Below are 17428 nucleotides of genomic sequence, written 5' to 3'. Positions count from 1 at the left end.
GGAGCGCCCCCTACTTCTTCACGACGGCGACGGCGGCGGCGAGCTTCGACAGCGGTTCCGCGACGGCGTTCACCGCGTCGGACAGCTCCTTGCGCTGGTCCTTGGTGACCTTGTCGTACGAGATGAATTCGTACGAGCTCTTGTCGGAGCGGTACTTGTCGAGCTCCGCGTTCAGCGCGGTGAACTGCTTGTCGAGCTCGGTGGTCAGCGCCTGGTCGTTCTTCGACGCGACCGGCTTGAGCAGCTCGTACGCCTTCTCGGCGCCCTCGACGTTGCCCTTGAAGTCGACCAGGTCGGTGTGCGCGTAGCGGTCCTCCTCGCCGGTGACCTTGCCGGTGGCGACCTCGTCGAGCAGTTCCTTGGCGCCGTTGGCCATGGAGGTCGGGGTGATCTCGGCCTTGCCGACCCGCTCCTGCCAGTCCTTCAGGTCGGTCACCAGCTGGTCGGCGAGGGTCTTCTCCTCGTCGCCGATCTTCTTGTCCTGCCAGAGGGCCTTCTCCAGGCGGTGCCAGCCGGTCCATTTCTGGCCGTCCTCGAGGCCGTCCTCACGGACGTCGACCTTGGGGTCGATGTCACCGAAGGACTCGGCGACCGGCTCGGTGCGCTCCCAGCCCAGACGCGAGGGCGCGTACGCCTTCTGCGCTGCGGCCAGGTCGCCGTCCTTGACGGCCTTCACGAAGGTCTCGACGAGCGGCAGCGTGGCGTCGGCCTGCTGCTGGACGTACTCGCGGTAGTCGGCGACCGCCTTGTCCAGCTGAGGGTCACGCTCGGCGGTCGAGCCGCCGCCGGTGACCGTGAGCTTCTGCCGTACGCCGTGGCCCTTCATGCCCGGGACGCAGGCGATCTCGTACGAGCCCGCCTTGACCTCGGCGGTCAGCGTGTACTTGGTGCCGGGGCCGATGTTCTCCTTCTCGGAGACGATCCGGTCGTCCGGGAAGAGGATCTCGACCTCGGTGGCCTTCGAGCCCTTGTTCTCGATCTTCAGCGTGACGTGGCCGGCCGGGACCGACTTGGCGGAGGTCTTGCACTTCGAGTCGGCAGCGGTCACCTGGATCGTGTCGCCGTCCTTGGCATCGCTTTTCGCCGTGCAGGCCGTGAGGGCGGTCAAGGCCGCCGTGGCGACAGCGGCGGTCACGGAGAGTCGGGCGGCTCGCATGCAGGCTCCAAGCGGAAACGATGTGGTGAGGCTTGCCTAACTTACATGAGGCTTACCTCACTACTACCCGCCCGGGTGGCTATTCAGCGCTGACGGAAATCTCACAGGCACGGCTTGATCTCGTCGACTCAAAGTCGACCCCAAGGAATGGTAAAGGATAAGTCAAGCGATGTGGCGGCGGGACACCTCGCCCGGCTGGTCATGGGCGTCCGGAGCGGTCACTCGGTGCAAACCCCGGCCGGTGGACCGTCGACCGCGACACGACCGGCGCACAGGATCGCGACCCGGTGCGCACAGACCACCGCAAGCGCCGGACCGTGCAACACCACGACCACCACGTCACCGGTGTGCGCCCTGTCCCGACGCGGCCTGCTGCCCGACGAGGGCACTCGGTGGGGCGAGTTGGCCCGTGCCGCAGTGTTTCAATGCCTGGGTGACTGATTACGACGTGCTGCGCGTGTTCTGCGCGGCGAACGGCGGATACGGCAACGAGCTCGGCGTCGTCCGTGACGGCTCACGCCTGCCCGACCGGGAGGACCGGCAGGCCTTCGCGGCGAAGCTCGGTTTCAGCGAGACCGTGTTCGTGGACGACCCCGAGCGCGGGGTCATCGACATCTATGCCCCCACCCTGCGCCTTCCCTTCGCCGGTCACCCCTGCGTCGGCACGGCCTGGCTGCTGGACGTGCCCGAACTGGTCACCCCCGCGGGCACCGTCGGAGCCCGGCTGGACGGCGAGTTCAGCTGGATCGAGGCGCTCCCGGAGTGGGCCCCGCCGCGCACCCTGCGCCGGTACGCCACCGCCGCCGAGGTCGACGCCCTGCCCGTCCCCTCACCCGGCGAATGGATTTACGCCTGGGCCTGGGAGGACGAGTCGGCCGGCCGGATCCGCGCCCGTGCCTTCCCCGGCCGCGACGACGGCATCGAGGAGGACGAGGCCACCGGCGCGGCGGCGCTGCTGCTCACCGCGCAGCTGGGCCGGGCACTCAACATCACGCAGGGCGCGGGCTCACAGATCCTCACGGCACCGCAGCCGGGCGGATGGGTCGAGGTGGGCGGTCGGGTCTTCCTGGAACGCCAGCCCGAGCGTCATGCCGAGAGTCAGGCCGAGCACCAGGCCTGGTCGGCCTAGACGGCCTGGACGGCCCAGGCGGCCTAGGCGCTCAGCGGAAACTCTTCGCCCAGCTCCCGGAAGAGCGCCGTGTTCAGCGCGAACGCCCGCTTGCACTCGGCGATGATCCGCTGCTTCTCCAGGTCGTCGGCGGCGACCGTGTCCAGCAGCTCCCGGTAACCCCGCTTGAACGCGGCGGGGTTGGGGATCCCCTCGAACACATAGAAGCGGACACCGTCGCCCTTCTTCGCGAACCCCCACGTCCGCTCCGCCCGGTCACGGATGATCTGGCCGCCGGAGAGGTCGCCCAGGTAACGGGTGTAGTGGTGGGCGATGTACCCGGCCGGCCACCGCTCGGCGCACTCCCGCACCCGGTCCGCGTACGCCCGCGTGGCCGACAGCGCGGTCAGCCCCGCCCGCCACCTGGGCCCGCGCAGATGCGCCAGGTCCAGCTCCAGCGCCGCCAGCCGGTACAGCTCGGGCCGCACGAACGGCCCGGCCACCGGGTCCGACGCCAGCCGCTCGGCCTCGCCCTCCAGTGCCTCGTACACGAACCACAGCTGTTCGGTGTACCGCGCGTACGCCGCCACGCCGAGCCGCCCGCCGAGCAGGTCGCTCATGAACGTCGAGGTCTCGGCCTCCACGTGCTGCTCGTGGGACGCCGTGCGGATGAGTGTCGAGAACGAGAAGGAGTCCATGGGCAATGTCCTCGGTAGGTTTGCCGACACCCTGTCGGTAAAAGTCTACAAGAGAAAGCCCGCCCTCCAAAGCCGGCGGAGGACGGGCTCAGGCGCAGGGGCGCGATCACGGCAGGGTCAGGATCTCCGCCCCGCTGTCCGTCACCACCAGCGTGTGCTCGAACTGCGCGGTCCGCTTCCGGTCCTTGGTCACGACGGTCCACCCGTCGTCCCACATGTCGTACTCGTGCGTCCCGAGCGTCAGCATCGGCTCGATCGTGAACGTCATCCCGGGCTGCATGACCGTCGTCGCGTGCGGGCTGTCGTAGTGCGGGATGATCAGCCCGGAGTGGAAGGACGAGTTGATCCCGTGGCCGGTGAAGTCCCTCACCACGCCGTACCCGAACCGCTTGGCGTACGACTCGATGACCCGGCCGATGATGTTGATCTGCCGGCCCGGCTTGACCGCCTTGATCGCCCGGTCGAGTGACTCCCGGGTCCGCTCCACCAGCAGCCGCGACTCCTCGTCGACGTCACCGACCAGGTACGTCGCGTTGTTGTCGCCGTGCACCCCGCCGATGTACGCGGTCACGTCCAGATTGACGATGTCCCCGTCCCGCAGCACCGTCGAGTCCGGGATGCCGTGGCAGATCACCTCGTTGACGCTGGTGCACAGCGACTTGGGGAACCCGCGGTAGCCCAGCGTGGACGGGTAGGCACCGTGGTCGCACATGTAGTCGTGGGCGACCTTGTCCAACTGGTCCGTGGACACACCCGGCGCGATGATCTTCGCGGCCTCGGCCATCGCCTGCGCGGCGATGCGCCCGGCGATCCGCATCGCCTCGACGGTCTCCGGGGTCTGCACCTCCGGGCCGGTGTACGGCGTCGGCGCGGGCTTGCCGACGTACTCGGGGCGACGGATGTTCCCGGGTACCGAACGGGTGGGAGAGAGCTCCCCTGGTACGAGCAGCGACTGGCCAGACATGCCAGCGAGTCTAACCAGCGGACATGGGGGAACATGTCGTTGGCGAGAGGAGCTGGTCATGGCCCTGTTCAAGAAGCGCACGGTCGGCAAGCCGGGCGAGTGGTACTACTGCCTGGAGCACAAGAAGGTCGAGGAGGGGCCGGAGTGCCCGGCCAAGGACCGCTTCGGGCCCTACACCACCCGGGCGGAGGCCGAACACGCGATGGAGACGGCCCGAGAGCGCAACCTCGAGTGGGAGAACGACCCACGCTGGCACGACGCACCGACCGGCGGCGACCCGGACGAGGACTGATCAGGCTCGGCGGGTGATAGTGCCTCGGCGGGTACGTCGGCGGCGCGGGCGAGGCCTTCGCAGGCCGCCGAGAAGGTTGCCGCCCGTCTCGAGAGACTTCCCCGGCAAACTCGTCGGCCCCTCGGAGAGGTCGGGCGGATCACCAGGGCGTGGCCGGAGGTGCCGTAAGGGGCTCCGCCAGTCTCGGCAGGCGGCCGTGGAAACCCCGTCGGGCCCTCGGAGAGAACTGTCGGCTCACCAAGGCGCAGCCGGAGGTGCTGTCAGGGTTTCTGCCAGTCTCGGCAGGCGGTCGCGGAAACCCCGTCGGGCCCTCGGAGAGAACTGTCGGCTCACCAAGGCGCAGCCGGAGGTGCTGTCAGGGTTTCTGCCAGTCTCGGCAGGCGGTCGCGGAAACCCCGTCGGGCCCTCGGAGAGAACTGTCGGCTCACCAAGGCGCAGCCGGAGGTGCTGTCAGGGTTTCTGCCAGTCTCGGCAGGCGGCCGTGGAAACCCCGTCGGGCCCTCGGAGAGAACTGTCGGCTCACCAAGGCGCAGCCGGAGGTGCTGTCAGGGTTTCTGCCAGTCTCGGCAGGCGGTCGCGGAAACCCCGTCGGGCCCTCGGAGAGAACTGTCGGCTCACCAAGGCGCAGCCGGAGGTGCTGTCAGGGTTTCTGCCAGTCTCGACAGGCGGTCGCGGAAACCCCGCCGGGCCCTCGGAGAGGCACCGTTCTCGCCTGCCGCCGCGCTCACCAGGTGCTGCACCGTGTCCAGGTCCAGTTCCGCGCCCTCCGGGACGGCCAGTGAGTCGTGGGCCATTGCCTCCAACTCGCCGCCGCCGGAGCCCAGGGCCAGTACCGTCACGCCGGAGCGTCGGGCGTCGTGTACCCGTTCCAGCAGTGGCGCGGGCTCCTCGGGGGCCACGACCAGCAGGGTCTCGCCGCGCCTTGCCGCACCGATCCGTCCCGGTCCGACCGCCAGATGCGCGGGGTCCGAGGGACGCGCGTCGTGCCGGACCAGCGTCGGGGCCAGCTCCGGCGTCCCCGACCACGCGGCCTCGTCGACCAGATGGGCCGCCAGATGCCACGGCTCGTACTCCGGTGTGCCCACGAGCAGCAGCCCGCCCCCGTGCGCCACCACGGACCCACGCAGCGCCCCGGCGAACCGCCGCGTGGCATCCAGCCACTCCGTCCCGGCAAGTACTTCGCGCAGCAGCGCGACCCGTACGGCGTCCATACGACCGCATCCTGCCGCAACCGGTCACTCGTGACGCGGAGTTCACCACAAATTCGCTCAACTCGGGGACAGCCCTGTGACCGGAGACCCACGTCCGCGTTGGGAGCCAGCCTGATGACAGCAGTCACCGTCCCCTTCCGCGCCGGCAAGGAAGGCTACGCCAGCTTCCGGATCCCGGCGGTCGTCGCTACAGCCTCCGGCACCCTGCTGGCGTTCTGCGAGGGCCGGGTCGGCTCCGCGAAGGACCACGGTCATATCGACATCGTGCTGAAGCGCTCCACGGACGGTGGCCACACCTGGGGCCCGCTCGAGGTCGCCGCGAGCAACGGCGACGACCTCGCCGGAAACCCCGCCCCCGTCGTCCTCGACACCGGCCGCATCCTGCTCGTCCACATCCGCGCGGCCGCCACCGCGAACGAGGACTCCATCCTGCGCGGCGGGGTGAAGACCGCCGACGGCCGCCGCGTATGGGTGCGGCACAGCGACGACGACGGCGTCAGCTGGTCCGAGCCGAAGGAGATCACCAAGTCGGTGAAGAGAGCGGGCTGGCGCTGGTACGCCACCTGCCCCGGCCATGCGATCCAGCTGCGCACCGGCCGGGTCCTCGTCCCCGGCAACCACACCGTGCCGCCCACCGGCACCGACCTCGGCAACGAGCCCAGGTACAACAGCGGCCACTGCCTGCTCAGCGACGACCGCGGCGAGACCTGGTTCCTCGGCTACGTCGACGAGAACACCGACGGCCGTGTCAACGTCAACGAGACCACCGCCGCCGAACTCCCCGACGGCCGCGTCTACTTCAACACCCGCAACGACTCCCCGTCCCCCGGCAACCGCGCCGACGCCCACTCGAAGGACGGCGGGAAGACCCTCGTCGAACCGTTCCGCCCGCAGGCCGACCTCACCGCCCCCGTCTGCGAGGCGAGCGTCCTCCAGCTCCGCGACCCCGACCTGCTCCTCTACTCCGGCCCCGCCGACCCCACCGACCGCGCCCTGATGACCGTCCGCGCCTCCACCGACGGCGGCACCACCTGGCGCCCGGTCCACACCGTCGACGGGCTGCCCGCCGCCTACTCCGACCTGGTCCGCGTCGACCGGGACACCGTCGGACTCCTCTACGAGACCGGCGACTTCGGGCCGTACGAGACGATCACCTTCCGGCGGTTGCCGGTCGCGGATCTCACCTGACGCGGTGCGCGAACGACGGCGGACGTAGAGTCGCCGCATGACCTCTACCGACAGTGCACAGCAGCCCGCGAAGGCCTCCGCCAAGGACCCCTGGGACCTGCCCGACGTCTCCGGGCTCGTCGTCGGCGTGCTCGGAGGCACCGGGCCGCAGGGCAAGGGCCTCGCCTACCGGCTCGCCAGGGCCGGCCAGAAGGTGATCATCGGCTCCCGGGCCACCGAGCGCGCCCAGGCCGCCGCCGACGAGCTCGGCCACGGCATCGAGGGCTTCGACAACGCCGAGGCCGCCCGGCGCAGTGACGTCGTGATCGTCGCCGTGCCCTGGGAGGGGCACGGCAAGACCCTGGAGTCCCTGCGCGAGGAACTGTCCGGCAAGCTCGTCGTGGACTGCGTCAACCCGCTCGGCTTCGACAAGCAGGGCGCCTACGCGCTGAAGCCGGAGGAGGGCAGCGCCGCCCAGCAGGCCGCCGCCCTGCTCCCGGACTCCCGGGTGACCGCCGCCTTCCACCACCTCTCGGCGGCGCTCCTCGAGGACCCGGAGATCGAGCGGATCGACACCGACGTCATGGTGCTCGGCGAGGAGCGGTCCGACGTGGAGATCGTCCAGGCGCTGGCCGGGCGCATCCCCGGCATGCGTGGCATCTTCGCCGGGCGGCTGCGCAACGCCCACCAGGTGGAGTCACTGGTCGCGAATCTGATCTCCGTCAACCGCCGGTACAAGGCGCACGCGGGACTTCGTATCACGGACGTGTGAGCACGGCTGTCACAGATGTGCGAGTGCGCGGCCACCGTCGTGCGAGACGGGCGGGCGCATGGGGGACACTGGACGCCACCAGCAGTGTCCCCCGACAGGAGCCCCCCGACATGCCCCGCCTCGCCCTCTACACCCTCGTCGTCTGTCTCCTCGCCCTGGCCGCCGCGGTCGTCTCCTTCGTCCAGGGCAGCTGGCTGGGGATCGTCTGGGTGCTGCTCGCGGGTCTGTCGTCCAACATGACCTGGTACTACATCAAGCGCGGCCGCGGCGCCGGCGGCAAGTCCGTCACGAGCTGACCGCGCAGTACTCGTCGGTGCCCAGCCAGAACCGGTAGAGCTGCTGGCCGCAGTACCGGTCGTCGCCGGTGATCCCCAGACCGCGCAGGATCGCGTCGATCACATCGAAGAACGCGTGGTTGAGGGACGGCACCCACAGCAGCGCGAACACGAACAGCAGGCCGAACGGCGCGAACGGCTCCACCTGGCGCTTCACGTTGTACGACAGCCAGGGCTCGATCACGCCGTAGCCGTCCAGGCCGGGCACCGGCAGGAAGTTCAGGATCGCGGCCGTGACCTGGAGCAGCGCGAGGAAGGCCAGCGCGTACCGGAAGTCGCGCGGCACCCCGTCCAGGGCGTGCAGCCAGAACGGGGCCGTGCACACCGCCGCGAACAGCACGTTCGTCAGCGGGCCCGCCGCCGAGATCAGGCTGTGTCGCCAGCGCCCCCGGATCCGGCCGCGCTCGATGAACACCGCGCCGCCCGGCAGACCGATCCCGCCCATGATCACGAACAGCACCGGCAGCACGATGCTCAGCAGCGCGTGCGTGTACTTCAGCGGGTTCAGCGTGAGGTAGCCCTTGGCGCCGACGGAGATGTCCCCGCTGTGCAGCGCGGTGCGCGCGTGCGCGTACTCGTGCAGACACAGGGACACGATCCAGGCCGCCGTCACGAACAGGAACACGGCGATCCCCGGCTGCTCGGCGAACCCGGTCCAGGTGGCCCACCCGGTGACCGCCGTGACGGCCAGGATGCCGAGGAAGACGGGACTGATCCGCCGGTCGCTGCGGGTGCGGGCGGTTGCGGAGGTCATCGGCGGGGCTCCCTGGGGGACTGGGGCGGTCGGCGAGCCCGACCGTACCGGGCACGAGGGGAAAACGTCTCGCGGTGCGCGGTCGGTTCCTGAAGGGTGGGGGCATGGGAATGTGGCGGGTGTTCTACGAGAGTTGGCAGATGGAGTGCTGCGGTGCACCCTTCTCGGTCGGGGAGGAGGTGAACTGGCCGCTCGCCCCCATGGACCCCGAGGACGTCAGGACGTGGATCCCGGACGAGGGACATGACCGGTACGACGGGACGGTCAGGTTCGACGCCCACGGAGACGGTTGGCCCACGACCCGGGGCCGGGTCCTCGACATCCGTCTCGTGCGCCAGGTGTACGCGGAGCGCAGCCCGGGAGCGCACACGCTCGAACCCGTGCCCGACACGAGGTCGCTCACACCCGTCGACACCTGCCCGAAGTGGTTCGAGCACGAGGAACCCCGTACGACATCGGGACTGCGCCGCGCCCACCTCACCACCGGTGCCCTCGTCACCCTCGACGCCCCGGACGCCTCGCCGCCCGAACCCCGTGACCGGCCCTGACACCACCGGAGACAATGGACCCCGTGCGCTATCGCATCCTCGGCACCACCCAGGCGCTCCGCCCCGACGGCACGGCCGTTCCCGTGGGCGGGGCGCGGCTGCGTGCCCTGCTGACCGTGCTGGCCCTGAGACCCGGCCGTACCGTGCCGGTGGGCCTGCTGGTCGACGAGGTGTGGCACGGGGACCCGCCCGCCGACGCGGCCGGGGCGCTGCAGGCGCTGGTGGGGCCAGGCTGCGCCGGGCGCTCGGCGCGGACGCGGTCGCCTCTGCGGAGGGCGGCTACCGGCTCGCCGCCGCCCCCGACGACATCGATCTGCACCGCTTCGAGCGGCTCACCGGCGACGGCCTGCGCGCCCTGGCCGACGGCGACCCCGCCAAGGCGGCCGGCGCCCTCGACGACGCCCTCGCGCTCTGGCAAGACCCCGCACTCGCCGACCTGCCCGACCGCACCGCGGAGGCCGCCCGCTGGGAGACCCGCCGCCTCGACGCCCTGCGCGGTCGGCACACCGCCGCGCTGGCCCTGGGCGAGGCCGAGCACTCCCTGCCCGAACTCACCGCGCTGTGCGACAGCCACCCGCTGGACGAGTCCCTCCAGTCCCTGCGGCTGCGCGCCCTGCGCGAGGCGGGCCGCGCGGCGGAGGCCCTGGCCGCCTACGAGGACGTACGACAACTGCTCGCGGACCGGCTCGGCTCCGACCCCGGCCCCGAACTGCGCGCGCTGCACGCGGAGTTGCTGGGCCTCTCGGCGGGCTCCCGGGAGCCGACCGGCGTGGCAGGAGCGGACCTCTTCGCCCGCGGCCGTACCGCGGAGGCCGCCGCCGAAGTCCGCCCGACCGGCATGACCGGCATGACCGGCATGACCGGCATGACCGGCAACCTCCCCGCCCGTCTCACCTCCTTCGTCGGCCGTGAGGGCGACATCGAGGCCATCCGGGGTGACCTCGCGGCCGCCCGGCTGGTGACCCTGCTCGGGCCCGGCGGGGCCGGCAAGACCCGGCTGTCACAGGAGGCCGCCGAGACCGTGCGCCATGCCACCCGGGACGGGGTGTGGCTGGCCGAGCTGGCACCCGTCGACGACCCGGACGCCGTACCGGGAGCCGTCCTCACCGCGATCGGCGCCCGCGAGACCGTGCTGCACGGCGCCGGTGCCGAGACCGTGCGAGCCGTCGCCGCCGACCGGCACGACGACCCCGTGGAGCGACTGGTCGAGCACTGCGGCCGCCGCCGCATGCTGATCATCCTGGACAACTGCGAACACGTCGTGGACGCGGCCGCCCGCCTGGTGGAGCGGCTCCTGGCACGCTGCCCGGAGCTGACGGTCCTGGCCACCAGCCGCGAACCCCTCGGCGTGCCGGGCGAGTTGCTGCGCCCCGTGGAACCGCTGCCGGAGCCCTTCGCGCTCAGGCTGCTCGCCGACCGGGGCACGTCGGCGCGCCCCGGGTTCCAGGTCGACGACGACCACGAGGCCTGCGCGGAAATCTGCCACCGCCTCGACGGCCTCCCCCTCGCGATCGAGCTGGCGGCCGCCCGGCTGCGGATGATGACACCGCGTCAGATCGCCGACCGGCTCGACGACCGCTTCCGCCTCCTCACCTCCGGCAGCCGCACCGTGCTGCCCCGCCAGCAGACCCTGCGTGCCGTCGTCGACTGGTCCTGGGACCTGCTCGACGAGGACGAACGGGACGTCCTGCGCAGCCTGTCGGTGTTCGCAGGCGGCTGCGACCTCGCGGCCGCCGAGGCGGTGTGCGGACCGGTCGCGCTGGACGCGCTCGGTTCCCTGGTCGACAAGTCCCTCGTCGTGGCCGCCCCCGCGCCCGACGGCGCGATGCGCTACCGGCTCCTGGAGACCGTCGCCGAGTACGCGGGCGAACGGCTCGACGAGGCCGGGCAGCGCAAGCGGACCGAGCGCGCGCATCTGACGTACTACCGCGAACTCGTCCGCACGACCGACCCGTTGCTGCGCGGCCCCGGCCAACGCGACGCCGTCCGGCGGCTCCAGCTGGAGTATGAGAACGTGCGCACCGCCCTGCGCCACGCCGTCGCCGAACAGGACGAGCAGGAGGCGCTCTGCCTGGTCCTCTCCCTGGTCTGGTACTGGCAGATGCGCGATCTGCGCATCGAGGCGCGCATCTGGTGCCACGAGGCCATGGCCCTCGGCCCCGACCCGTTCACCGAGCCGGCGCGCCGCGCCGAACCGGTCTGGCAGCGCTGCGTCGACACCCCGCCCCCGCTGACCGGCGAACTCCTCGCCGAGGCCCGACGCGGTGTCCACCTGGTCCATCTCTCCTGCATGGACACGGAGCTGGACGCCTGGCAGGTCCCGGCGGCGCAGACGAAGCTGCGCGTGATCACCGAGGTGTACGAGCCCGGTCTGCCGCAGACGTGCCGTGCCCCCGGCATGTACTGGTTCTTCGCCGTGATGCTGACCGGCAGCGCGGACCGGCTGCTCGAGATCGTCGACGGCTGCGTGAGCACCTGCCGACAGACGCCGGGCTTCGAGTGGGAGCTGGCCGGATCCCTGCAGATGCGGGCCAACCTCCTCGCCAACCGCACCGCCTGGGCGGGCGACGCGACCCGGGACGCGGAGGAGGCGCTGGAGATCTTCCGGCGCCTCGGCGACGACTGGGGCACCGCCGAGGCGCTCTCCGCCCGCGCCGAGGCCCGGGAACGCAAGGGCGACTACGTACGGGCCGCCGCCGACTACCGGGTGGCCGTCGAGCACGCCGAACGCCTCGGCGCCCGCGCCCAGATGGCCGTGCTCAGCGCCCGGCTGGGCAGCGTGCTCATCGAAGCGGGCGAGACGGAACGCGGCGAGAGCATGCTGCGCGAGGTCACCGCCGTCGGTGACGGCACGACCCACGAGGCCATGCCCATGGCCCGGCTCTTCCTCGCCTGCCGGCTCAGCCTGACCGGTCGCACCGGGGAGGCGCGCGAGCAACTCCGGCTGCTGCGCGAGGAGTTCAAGATCGCGCACTTCATCGTCTTCGACGCCATGATCCTCGGCCAGGAGGCCTGGGTGGACGCCGTCGACGGCCGCCACGCGGAGAGCCTGGACCGGGCCCGGGCGGCGCTGCGGCACGCCGCCGACCCGCTGTCCCGGGTCATCACCCCGCACCTGGACTCCATCTGCCTGACCGTCGCGGCGATGGCCCTGGCCGGCCTCGACGGCGGCACCCGCGCCACCGACGCCGCCCGCTGCCTGGCCGCCGCCGACGCGCTGCTGCCGCCGGGCCATGTCGCCTCCGGTACGGAGCGCGAGGTGCGCGAGCAGACCGTGGCCCGGATCCGGTCCGTGCTCGACGACGAGGCGTACGAGGCCGCGTACGCGCAGGGCGGCGGCCTCTCCCTCGCGGAGGCCACCGCCCTGGTCCGACAGGCGTGACGAACGTCAGTTCTTGGTACGGAACTTATGGATCGCGACCGGTGCCATCACCGCGGTGAGCCCCGCCGACCAGGCCAGGGTCACCCACAGCCCGTGCGTGACCGGTCCGCCGACCATCAGACCGCGCGCGGTGTCCGCCAGGGCCGACAGCGGGTTGTACTCGGTGAAGTTCTGCAGCCAGCCCGGCATCGAGGCGGTCGGCGCGAAGATCGACGAGCCGAACTGCAGCGGCATCAGCACCAGGAAGCCCATGGCCTGTACGGACTGCGCGTTCTTCATGATCACACCGAGGGTGAGGAACACCCACATCAGGGCCGAGCCGAACACCGCGGACAGACCCACCGAGGCGAGCAGCCCCGGCCAGTTGTTGATGTCGAAGCCCACGAGCACGCCGACGATGACGAGCACGACGGTCGCGAAGAGCATCCGCATCAGCTCCACCGCGATCTTGGCGAACAGCACGGAGCCACGCCCGATCGGCAGGGACCGGAAGCGGTCCATGACACCGGAGTTGAAGTCCGTGTTGAAGCCGGTGCCCACGCCCTGGGCCATGTTCATGCCCATCATGGCCATGAGGCCGGGCACGACGTACTGCACGTACTGGTCCTGACCGCCGCCCAGCGACTGCCCGATGGAGCCGCCGAAGACGTAGACGAACAGCAGGGTGAAGATCACCGGGAACAGGATGGCGTCGAACATCGACTCCGGGTCCTGCCGGATCCACAGCAGATTGCGGCGGATGAGCGCGCCGGTGTGGCGCAGATGGGCACGGAGCGGGATGGGCGCGTCGACCGCCTTCGAGGCGACTGCGTTCGGAGAGAGAGTGGTCGAAGGGGCGGCGCGAAGCGCCTCGTTCAGGGTGGTGGTGGGCGACGGGTGGGAGCTCATACGGCGACCTCCTCGCGGATCTCGGCGGGCGTGGCGTCCTGCGGGGCACTGGCGCGGTGGCCGGTGAGGGACAGGAACACCTCGTCCAGACTGGGCAGTTCGGTGGTGATCGAGGAGATGGTGATGCCGCGTGCGGTGACCGCGCCGACCACGGCGGTCAGCTGCTCGTCGCTGAGGATCGGCACCAGCAGGGAGCCCGCTTCGGTGTCCACGGTCGTACTGGCCAGACCGGTGATGCCCAGCTCGTCGAGCATCCCGGCGAGCGGGTGCAGCTCCAGCGGGTCCGCGGGCCTCACGCGCAGCGTGCGTCCGCCGACCCTGGCCTTCAGCTCCTCGATGCCGCCGTTCGCGATGACCTTCCCGCGGTCCACGACGGTCAGCTCGGAGGCGAGCTGCTCGGCCTCCTCCATGTACTGCGTGGTCAGCAGGACGGTGACCCCGTCCCCGACCATGGCCTTGACCTCGTCCCACACCTCGTTGCGGGTACGGGGGTCGAGTCCCGTCGTCGGCTCGTCCAGGTAGAGGACGGCGGGCCGGCCGATCATCGAAGCGGCCAGGTCGAGCCGCCGCCGCATACCGCCGGAGTACGTTCCCGCGGGCCGCCGGGCGGCCTCGGTCAGCGAGAAGCGCTCCAGCAGCTCGTCGGCGCGGGCGCGGGCCTCCTTGCGCGGCAGGTCCAGCAGCCGCCCGATCATGTACAGGTTCTCCCAGCCCGGGAGCTTCTCGTCCACCGATGCGTACTGCCCGGTGAGGCCTATGACCCGGCGCAGCTGCCGGGGCTGCCGTACGACGTCGTACCCGGCCACGGTGGCGTGTCCGGCGTCGGGGGCCAGCAGGGTGGAGAGGATGCGTACGAGGGTGGTCTTGCCGGCTCCGTTCGGCCCGAGCACACCCATCACGGTGCCCTCGCGCACATCCAGGTCGACACCGTCCAGTGCCCTGGTCTCGCCGTAGTGCTTGACCAGCCCCCGCACGGTCACGGCGCTGTTCGCGCCACTGGGGTTGTCGTCGATTCGCTTCATGCCCCAGACGTTGTCAGCCCCGACCGACAAACCACCTACAGACCGCCTACAGAGCCCGACGGACAACCGACAGCACCGACAATTCCCCGACGAGCACCGCAACCATCAATTGAGGAACCACGACGGCGAGCAACCAGGTCCGCGAGAGCGGCGCCGGTTTAGGCGCAAAAAGGTGACAGCCCCGCCGACGGGGGACGATCGGCGGGGCTGTCGGTGGTGCGACGGTGGCTCAGTGGCGCGGCTGGGCCTCAGCGGCCTTGCCTGCCGTTCCTCAGTGGACGGAGTGCTCCTCCAGCGGGAACGTCCCGCCCACGACGTCCTCCGCGAACTCCTTCACCGCGCTGCCCATGACCTCACGCAGGTCGGCGTACTTCTTCACGAACTTCGGCACCCGGCCACCGGTCAGACCGAGCATGTCGGTCCACACCAGCACCTGCGCGTCCGTCTCCGCACCGGCGCCGATGCCCACGGTCGGGATGTGCAGCACGCGCGTCACCTCGGCGGCGAGCTCGGCCGGGACCAGTTCGAGGACCACCGCGAACGCGCCCGCGTCCTGTACGGCCTTGGCGTCGCGCAGCAGCTGTGCGGCAGCCTCCTCGCCGCGCCCCTGGACGCGGTAGCCCATGGCGTTCACGGACTGCGGGGTCAGACCGATGTGGGCCATGACCGGGATGCCGGACTCCACCAGCAGCCGGATCTGCTCGTAGGAGCGCTCGCCGCCCTCCAGCTTCACCGCGCCGACGCCGGCCTCCTTCACCAGCCGGGTCGCCGAGCGCAGCGCCTGCACCGGGCCCTCCTGGTACGAGCCGAAGGGCAGGTCGCCGACGATCAGGGCGCGCTGGGTGCCGCGTACGACCGCGGCCGACAGCATGGTCATCTCGTCGAGGGTGACGGGCACGGTCGTCTCGTACCCGAGGTGGCAGTTGCCCGCCGAGTCGCCGACCAGGAGCACCGGGATGCCGGCGTCGTCGAAGACGGACGCGGTCATCGCGTCGTAGGCGGTGAGCATGGGCCATTTCTCGCCCCGCTCCTTGGCGAGGGCGATGTCGCGGACGGTGATGCGGCGTGTGCCCTTGCCCCCGTACAGCGCTTTGCTGCCGTCGGAGGGCTTGTTCTGGGCAGCCGATAGCTGCGTCATTGCAACGGCTCCTTCAGTCATCTCGAGGCGCCCTCACGGCGTCCCCGGATCCCCTCCATGGTGGCACCTCGTGCCAGGGAGGGCCAGGGGATCCCCGTGTGATCCCTTACGTCGTCCCTTGCTCCATCGCATCGCAGTCCGCTCGCACCCCGCCCGTGTGCCGCCCGTGTGCCGCTCGGTCCGGGGTGGGCGGTGAACGAGCGGTGCGCGGTGGGCCGTGAACGAGCGGTGCGTGGTGGGCCGTATCCGGGCGCTGTCCGATGGGCCATGGCCGCGCTGCGTAAGGTCTCGGTAAAGGAATTAAGATACGATACGGTTCCGTATTGGAAGTGGCCTAGGGTCGTCAACATGACAACTCCTGCCGACCGTGCCTCTCACGGTTCCCGGATACCTGAAGCGGTGCACCGCCGCCGCTGGGCGATCCTCGGCGTCCTGATGCTGAGCCTGCTGATCGTTGTGCTCGACAACTCGATCCTGAACGTCGCCGTCAAGACCATCTCCACCCCGGCGCCCACCGGACTGGGGGCCACCCAGAGCGAGATCGAGTGGGCGATCAACGCCTACACCCTCGTCTTCGCCGGCCTGCTGTTCACCTCCGGCCTCATCGGCGACCGGCTGGGCCGCAAGAAGGTCCTGCTCGGCGGCCTCCTCGTGTTCGGCATCGGCTCCGCCCTCGCCGCCGAGTCCGGCTCCCCGGACGAGCTGATCGCCTACCGCGCGCTGATGGCGCTCGGCGCCGCCTTCGTCATGCCCGCCACGCTCGCCGTGCTGATGAACGTCTTCGAGCGCGAGGAGCAGCCCAAGGCCATCGGCATCTGGGCCGGCGGCGTCGGACTCGCCATCGCCATCGGGCCGATCACCGGCGGCGCGCTCCTCGACCACTTCTGGTGGGGCTCGGTCTTCTTCGTCAACGTACCCATCGTGATCCTCGCGCTGGTGCTGATGATCTGGCTGGTGCCCGACTCGCGCGACCCCAAGCCCGGCCGCCTCGACCCCGTCGGCGTCGTGCTCTCGGTCGTCGGTCTGGTCCTGCTCGTCTACGGCATCATCAAGGGCGGCGAGCTCGCCGACTTCACGGACGCCAAGGTCCTGGCGACCATCGCGGCCGGTCTCGCGGTCCTGGCCGGCTTCGTCGTCTTCGAGAAGCGCAGCGACCACCCGTCCCTGGACGTCACCTACTTCAAGAACAAGGTCTTCTCGGCCGCCATGAGCGCCATCGCGCTGGTCTTCTTCGCGCTGATGGGCGTGACGTTCTTCGGTGTCTTCTACACCCAGAGCGTGCGCGGCTACTCACCGCTGGAGTCCGGTGTGCTGATGCTGCCGCTGGCCGCCGCGCAGATGATCTTCGCGCCGCGGGCCCGGCTGGTCGTCGACCGGTTCGGCAACAAGGCCACCACCACGGCCGGTCTGCTCCTCATCGCGGTGACGCTGGTCATCTTCGCCACCTTCGAGGCGGACACGCCGATCTGGATCCTGGAGGTCGACTTCTTCCTCATGGGCACCGGCATGGCGCACATCATGACGCCGACCTCCGTCGTCATCATGCAGGCCCTGCCGCGCGAGAAGGCCGGCTCGGCCTCCGCGCTCAGCAACACCTTCCGCCAGGTCGGCGGCGCCCTCGGCATCGCCGTGCTCGGCTCGGTCCTGGCCACCTCGTACCGCACCGGCATCGAGGACAAGCTGAGCCTGCTGCCGCCCGGCCTCAGGGACACGGCGGGAGAGTCCATCGAGGCCACCCTGGGTGTCGCCCGCAAGCTCGGCCCGCAGGGCAAGGATCTGGTCGGCCCCGCCAACGACGCGTTCCTGCACGCCATGCACGTCACCGCGCTGTGCGGCACGGGCGTGGCGATCATCGGCGCGATCGTGACGGCACTCTTCCTGCCGGGCAAACCGCAGGCACCGCAGGAGGGCAAGCCGGAACAGGAGTTGGTCGCCGCCGCGGACTAGTCCGCGAGGCGAAGTCCGGAGAGGCACCACGGGGGGAGGAGGCGGC

At 70.7% G+C, this 17428-nt stretch carries 16 protein-coding genes; 8 read left to right on the top strand and 8 right to left on the bottom strand.

Annotated features, from left to right (window positions below; genetic code table 11):
- Positions 1-10: 10 nt before the first annotated feature.
- Positions 11-1156, bottom strand: a complete 1146-nt coding sequence (gene efeO / locus N8I87_RS11850) for an iron uptake system protein EfeO (RefSeq protein ID WP_263208113.1) — start codon at positions 1154-1156, stop codon at positions 11-13.
- Positions 1157-1589: 433 nt separating this feature from the next.
- On the opposite strand from efeO, the gene N8I87_RS11840 reads away from it, so the two are divergent.
- Positions 1590-2285, top strand: coding sequence for a PhzF family phenazine biosynthesis protein (locus tag N8I87_RS11840; RefSeq protein WP_263208111.1), 696 nt, complete (start codon positions 1590-1592; stop codon positions 2283-2285).
- A gap of 23 nt (positions 2286-2308) precedes the next feature.
- Here N8I87_RS11840 and N8I87_RS11835 read toward each other — a convergent pair whose 3' ends face one another.
- Together N8I87_RS11835 and map are read right to left on the bottom strand one after the other, a co-directional pair.
- Entirely contained in the window at positions 2309-2962 is a 654-nt protein-coding gene (locus tag N8I87_RS11835; protein ID WP_263208109.1) for a biliverdin-producing heme oxygenase, read from the bottom strand.
- A 106-nt stretch (positions 2963-3068) separates the two neighbouring features.
- A complete protein-coding gene (gene map, locus N8I87_RS11830) occupies positions 3069-3926 on the bottom strand; it encodes a type I methionyl aminopeptidase (RefSeq protein WP_263208106.1) in 858 nt (285 codons plus the stop codon).
- 58 nt (positions 3927-3984) lie between these two features.
- Here map and N8I87_RS11825 point away from each other — a divergent pair, with 58 nt between their 5' ends.
- The gene (locus N8I87_RS11825) at positions 3985-4218 is read left to right on the top strand and encodes a hypothetical protein (RefSeq protein ID WP_263208104.1); all 234 of its coding nucleotides are present in this window, start codon (positions 3985-3987) and stop codon (positions 4216-4218) included.
- 614 nt (positions 4219-4832) lie between these two features.
- Here the strand turns inward: N8I87_RS11825 and N8I87_RS11820 are convergent.
- Positions 4833-5429: a hypothetical protein gene (locus tag N8I87_RS11820; protein WP_263208102.1), complete on the bottom strand. Its 597-nt coding sequence runs from the start codon at positions 5427-5429 to the stop codon at positions 4833-4835.
- 114 nt (positions 5430-5543) lie between these two features.
- Here N8I87_RS11820 and N8I87_RS11815 point away from each other — a divergent pair, with 114 nt between their 5' ends.
- From N8I87_RS11815 to N8I87_RS11805, 3 genes are all read left to right on the top strand, one after another.
- A complete protein-coding gene (locus tag N8I87_RS11815) occupies positions 5544-6617 on the top strand; it encodes a sialidase family protein (RefSeq protein ID WP_263208100.1) in 1074 nt (357 codons plus the stop codon).
- Between the two features lie 37 nt (positions 6618-6654).
- Positions 6655-7368 carry an NADPH-dependent F420 reductase gene (gene npdG, locus N8I87_RS11810; protein ID WP_263208099.1) on the top strand — a complete coding sequence of 238 codons (714 nt, stop codon included), beginning with the start codon at positions 6655-6657 and terminating at the stop codon, positions 7366-7368.
- 110 nt (positions 7369-7478) lie between these two features.
- Complete coding sequence (locus N8I87_RS11805) at positions 7479-7664, top strand: hypothetical protein (protein WP_263208097.1); 186 nt, start codon at positions 7479-7481, stop codon at positions 7662-7664.
- Here N8I87_RS11805 and N8I87_RS11800 read toward each other — a convergent pair.
- Complete coding sequence (locus tag N8I87_RS11800; protein WP_263208096.1) at positions 7654-8457, bottom strand: site-2 protease family protein; 804 nt, start codon at positions 8455-8457, stop codon at positions 7654-7656. The genes N8I87_RS11805 and N8I87_RS11800 overlap by 11 nt on opposite strands.
- Before the next feature lie 104 nt (positions 8458-8561).
- Here N8I87_RS11800 and N8I87_RS11795 point away from each other — a divergent pair, with 104 nt between their 5' ends.
- Positions 8562-9005: a DUF6578 domain-containing protein gene (locus N8I87_RS11795; protein WP_263208094.1), complete on the top strand. Its 444-nt coding sequence runs from the start codon at positions 8562-8564 to the stop codon at positions 9003-9005.
- A gap of 172 nt (positions 9006-9177) precedes the next feature.
- Positions 9178-12387, top strand: coding sequence for an ATP-binding protein (locus N8I87_RS11790; RefSeq protein WP_411577214.1), 3210 nt, complete (start codon positions 9178-9180; stop codon positions 12385-12387).
- A gap of 6 nt (positions 12388-12393) precedes the next feature.
- On the opposite strand, the gene N8I87_RS11785 is transcribed toward N8I87_RS11790, so the two are convergent.
- The 3 genes from N8I87_RS11785 to panB all read right to left on the bottom strand — a co-directional run bounded on the left by N8I87_RS11785 (position 12394) and on the right by panB (position 15435).
- Positions 12394-13275, bottom strand: a complete 882-nt coding sequence (locus N8I87_RS11785; RefSeq protein ID WP_263208093.1) for an ABC transporter permease — start codon at positions 13273-13275, stop codon at positions 12394-12396.
- Positions 13272-14297: an ATP-binding cassette domain-containing protein gene (locus tag N8I87_RS11780; protein WP_263208092.1), complete on the bottom strand. Its 1026-nt coding sequence runs from the start codon at positions 14295-14297 to the stop codon at positions 13272-13274. The genes N8I87_RS11785 and N8I87_RS11780 overlap by 4 nt, the downstream gene beginning before the upstream one ends.
- A gap of 271 nt (positions 14298-14568) precedes the next feature.
- Positions 14569-15435 (bottom strand): 3-methyl-2-oxobutanoate hydroxymethyltransferase, encoded by an 867-nt coding sequence (gene panB, locus N8I87_RS11775; RefSeq protein ID WP_263208090.1) that lies wholly within the window; start codon positions 15433-15435, stop codon positions 14569-14571.
- Between the two features lie 348 nt (positions 15436-15783).
- Between panB and N8I87_RS11770 the strand changes: the two genes are divergently transcribed.
- Positions 15784-17382: an MFS transporter gene (locus tag N8I87_RS11770; protein ID WP_263208088.1), complete on the top strand. Its 1599-nt coding sequence runs from the start codon at positions 15784-15786 to the stop codon at positions 17380-17382.
- Positions 17383-17428 lie beyond the last annotated feature (46 nt).

Source organism: Streptomyces sp. HUAS 15-9 (assembly GCF_025642155.1).
Lineage (GTDB): Bacteria > Actinomycetota > Actinomycetes > Streptomycetales > Streptomycetaceae > Streptomyces.
Note: the sequence above shows the minus strand (reverse complement) of the source record. Positions and strands in the feature narration are given on the sequence as shown.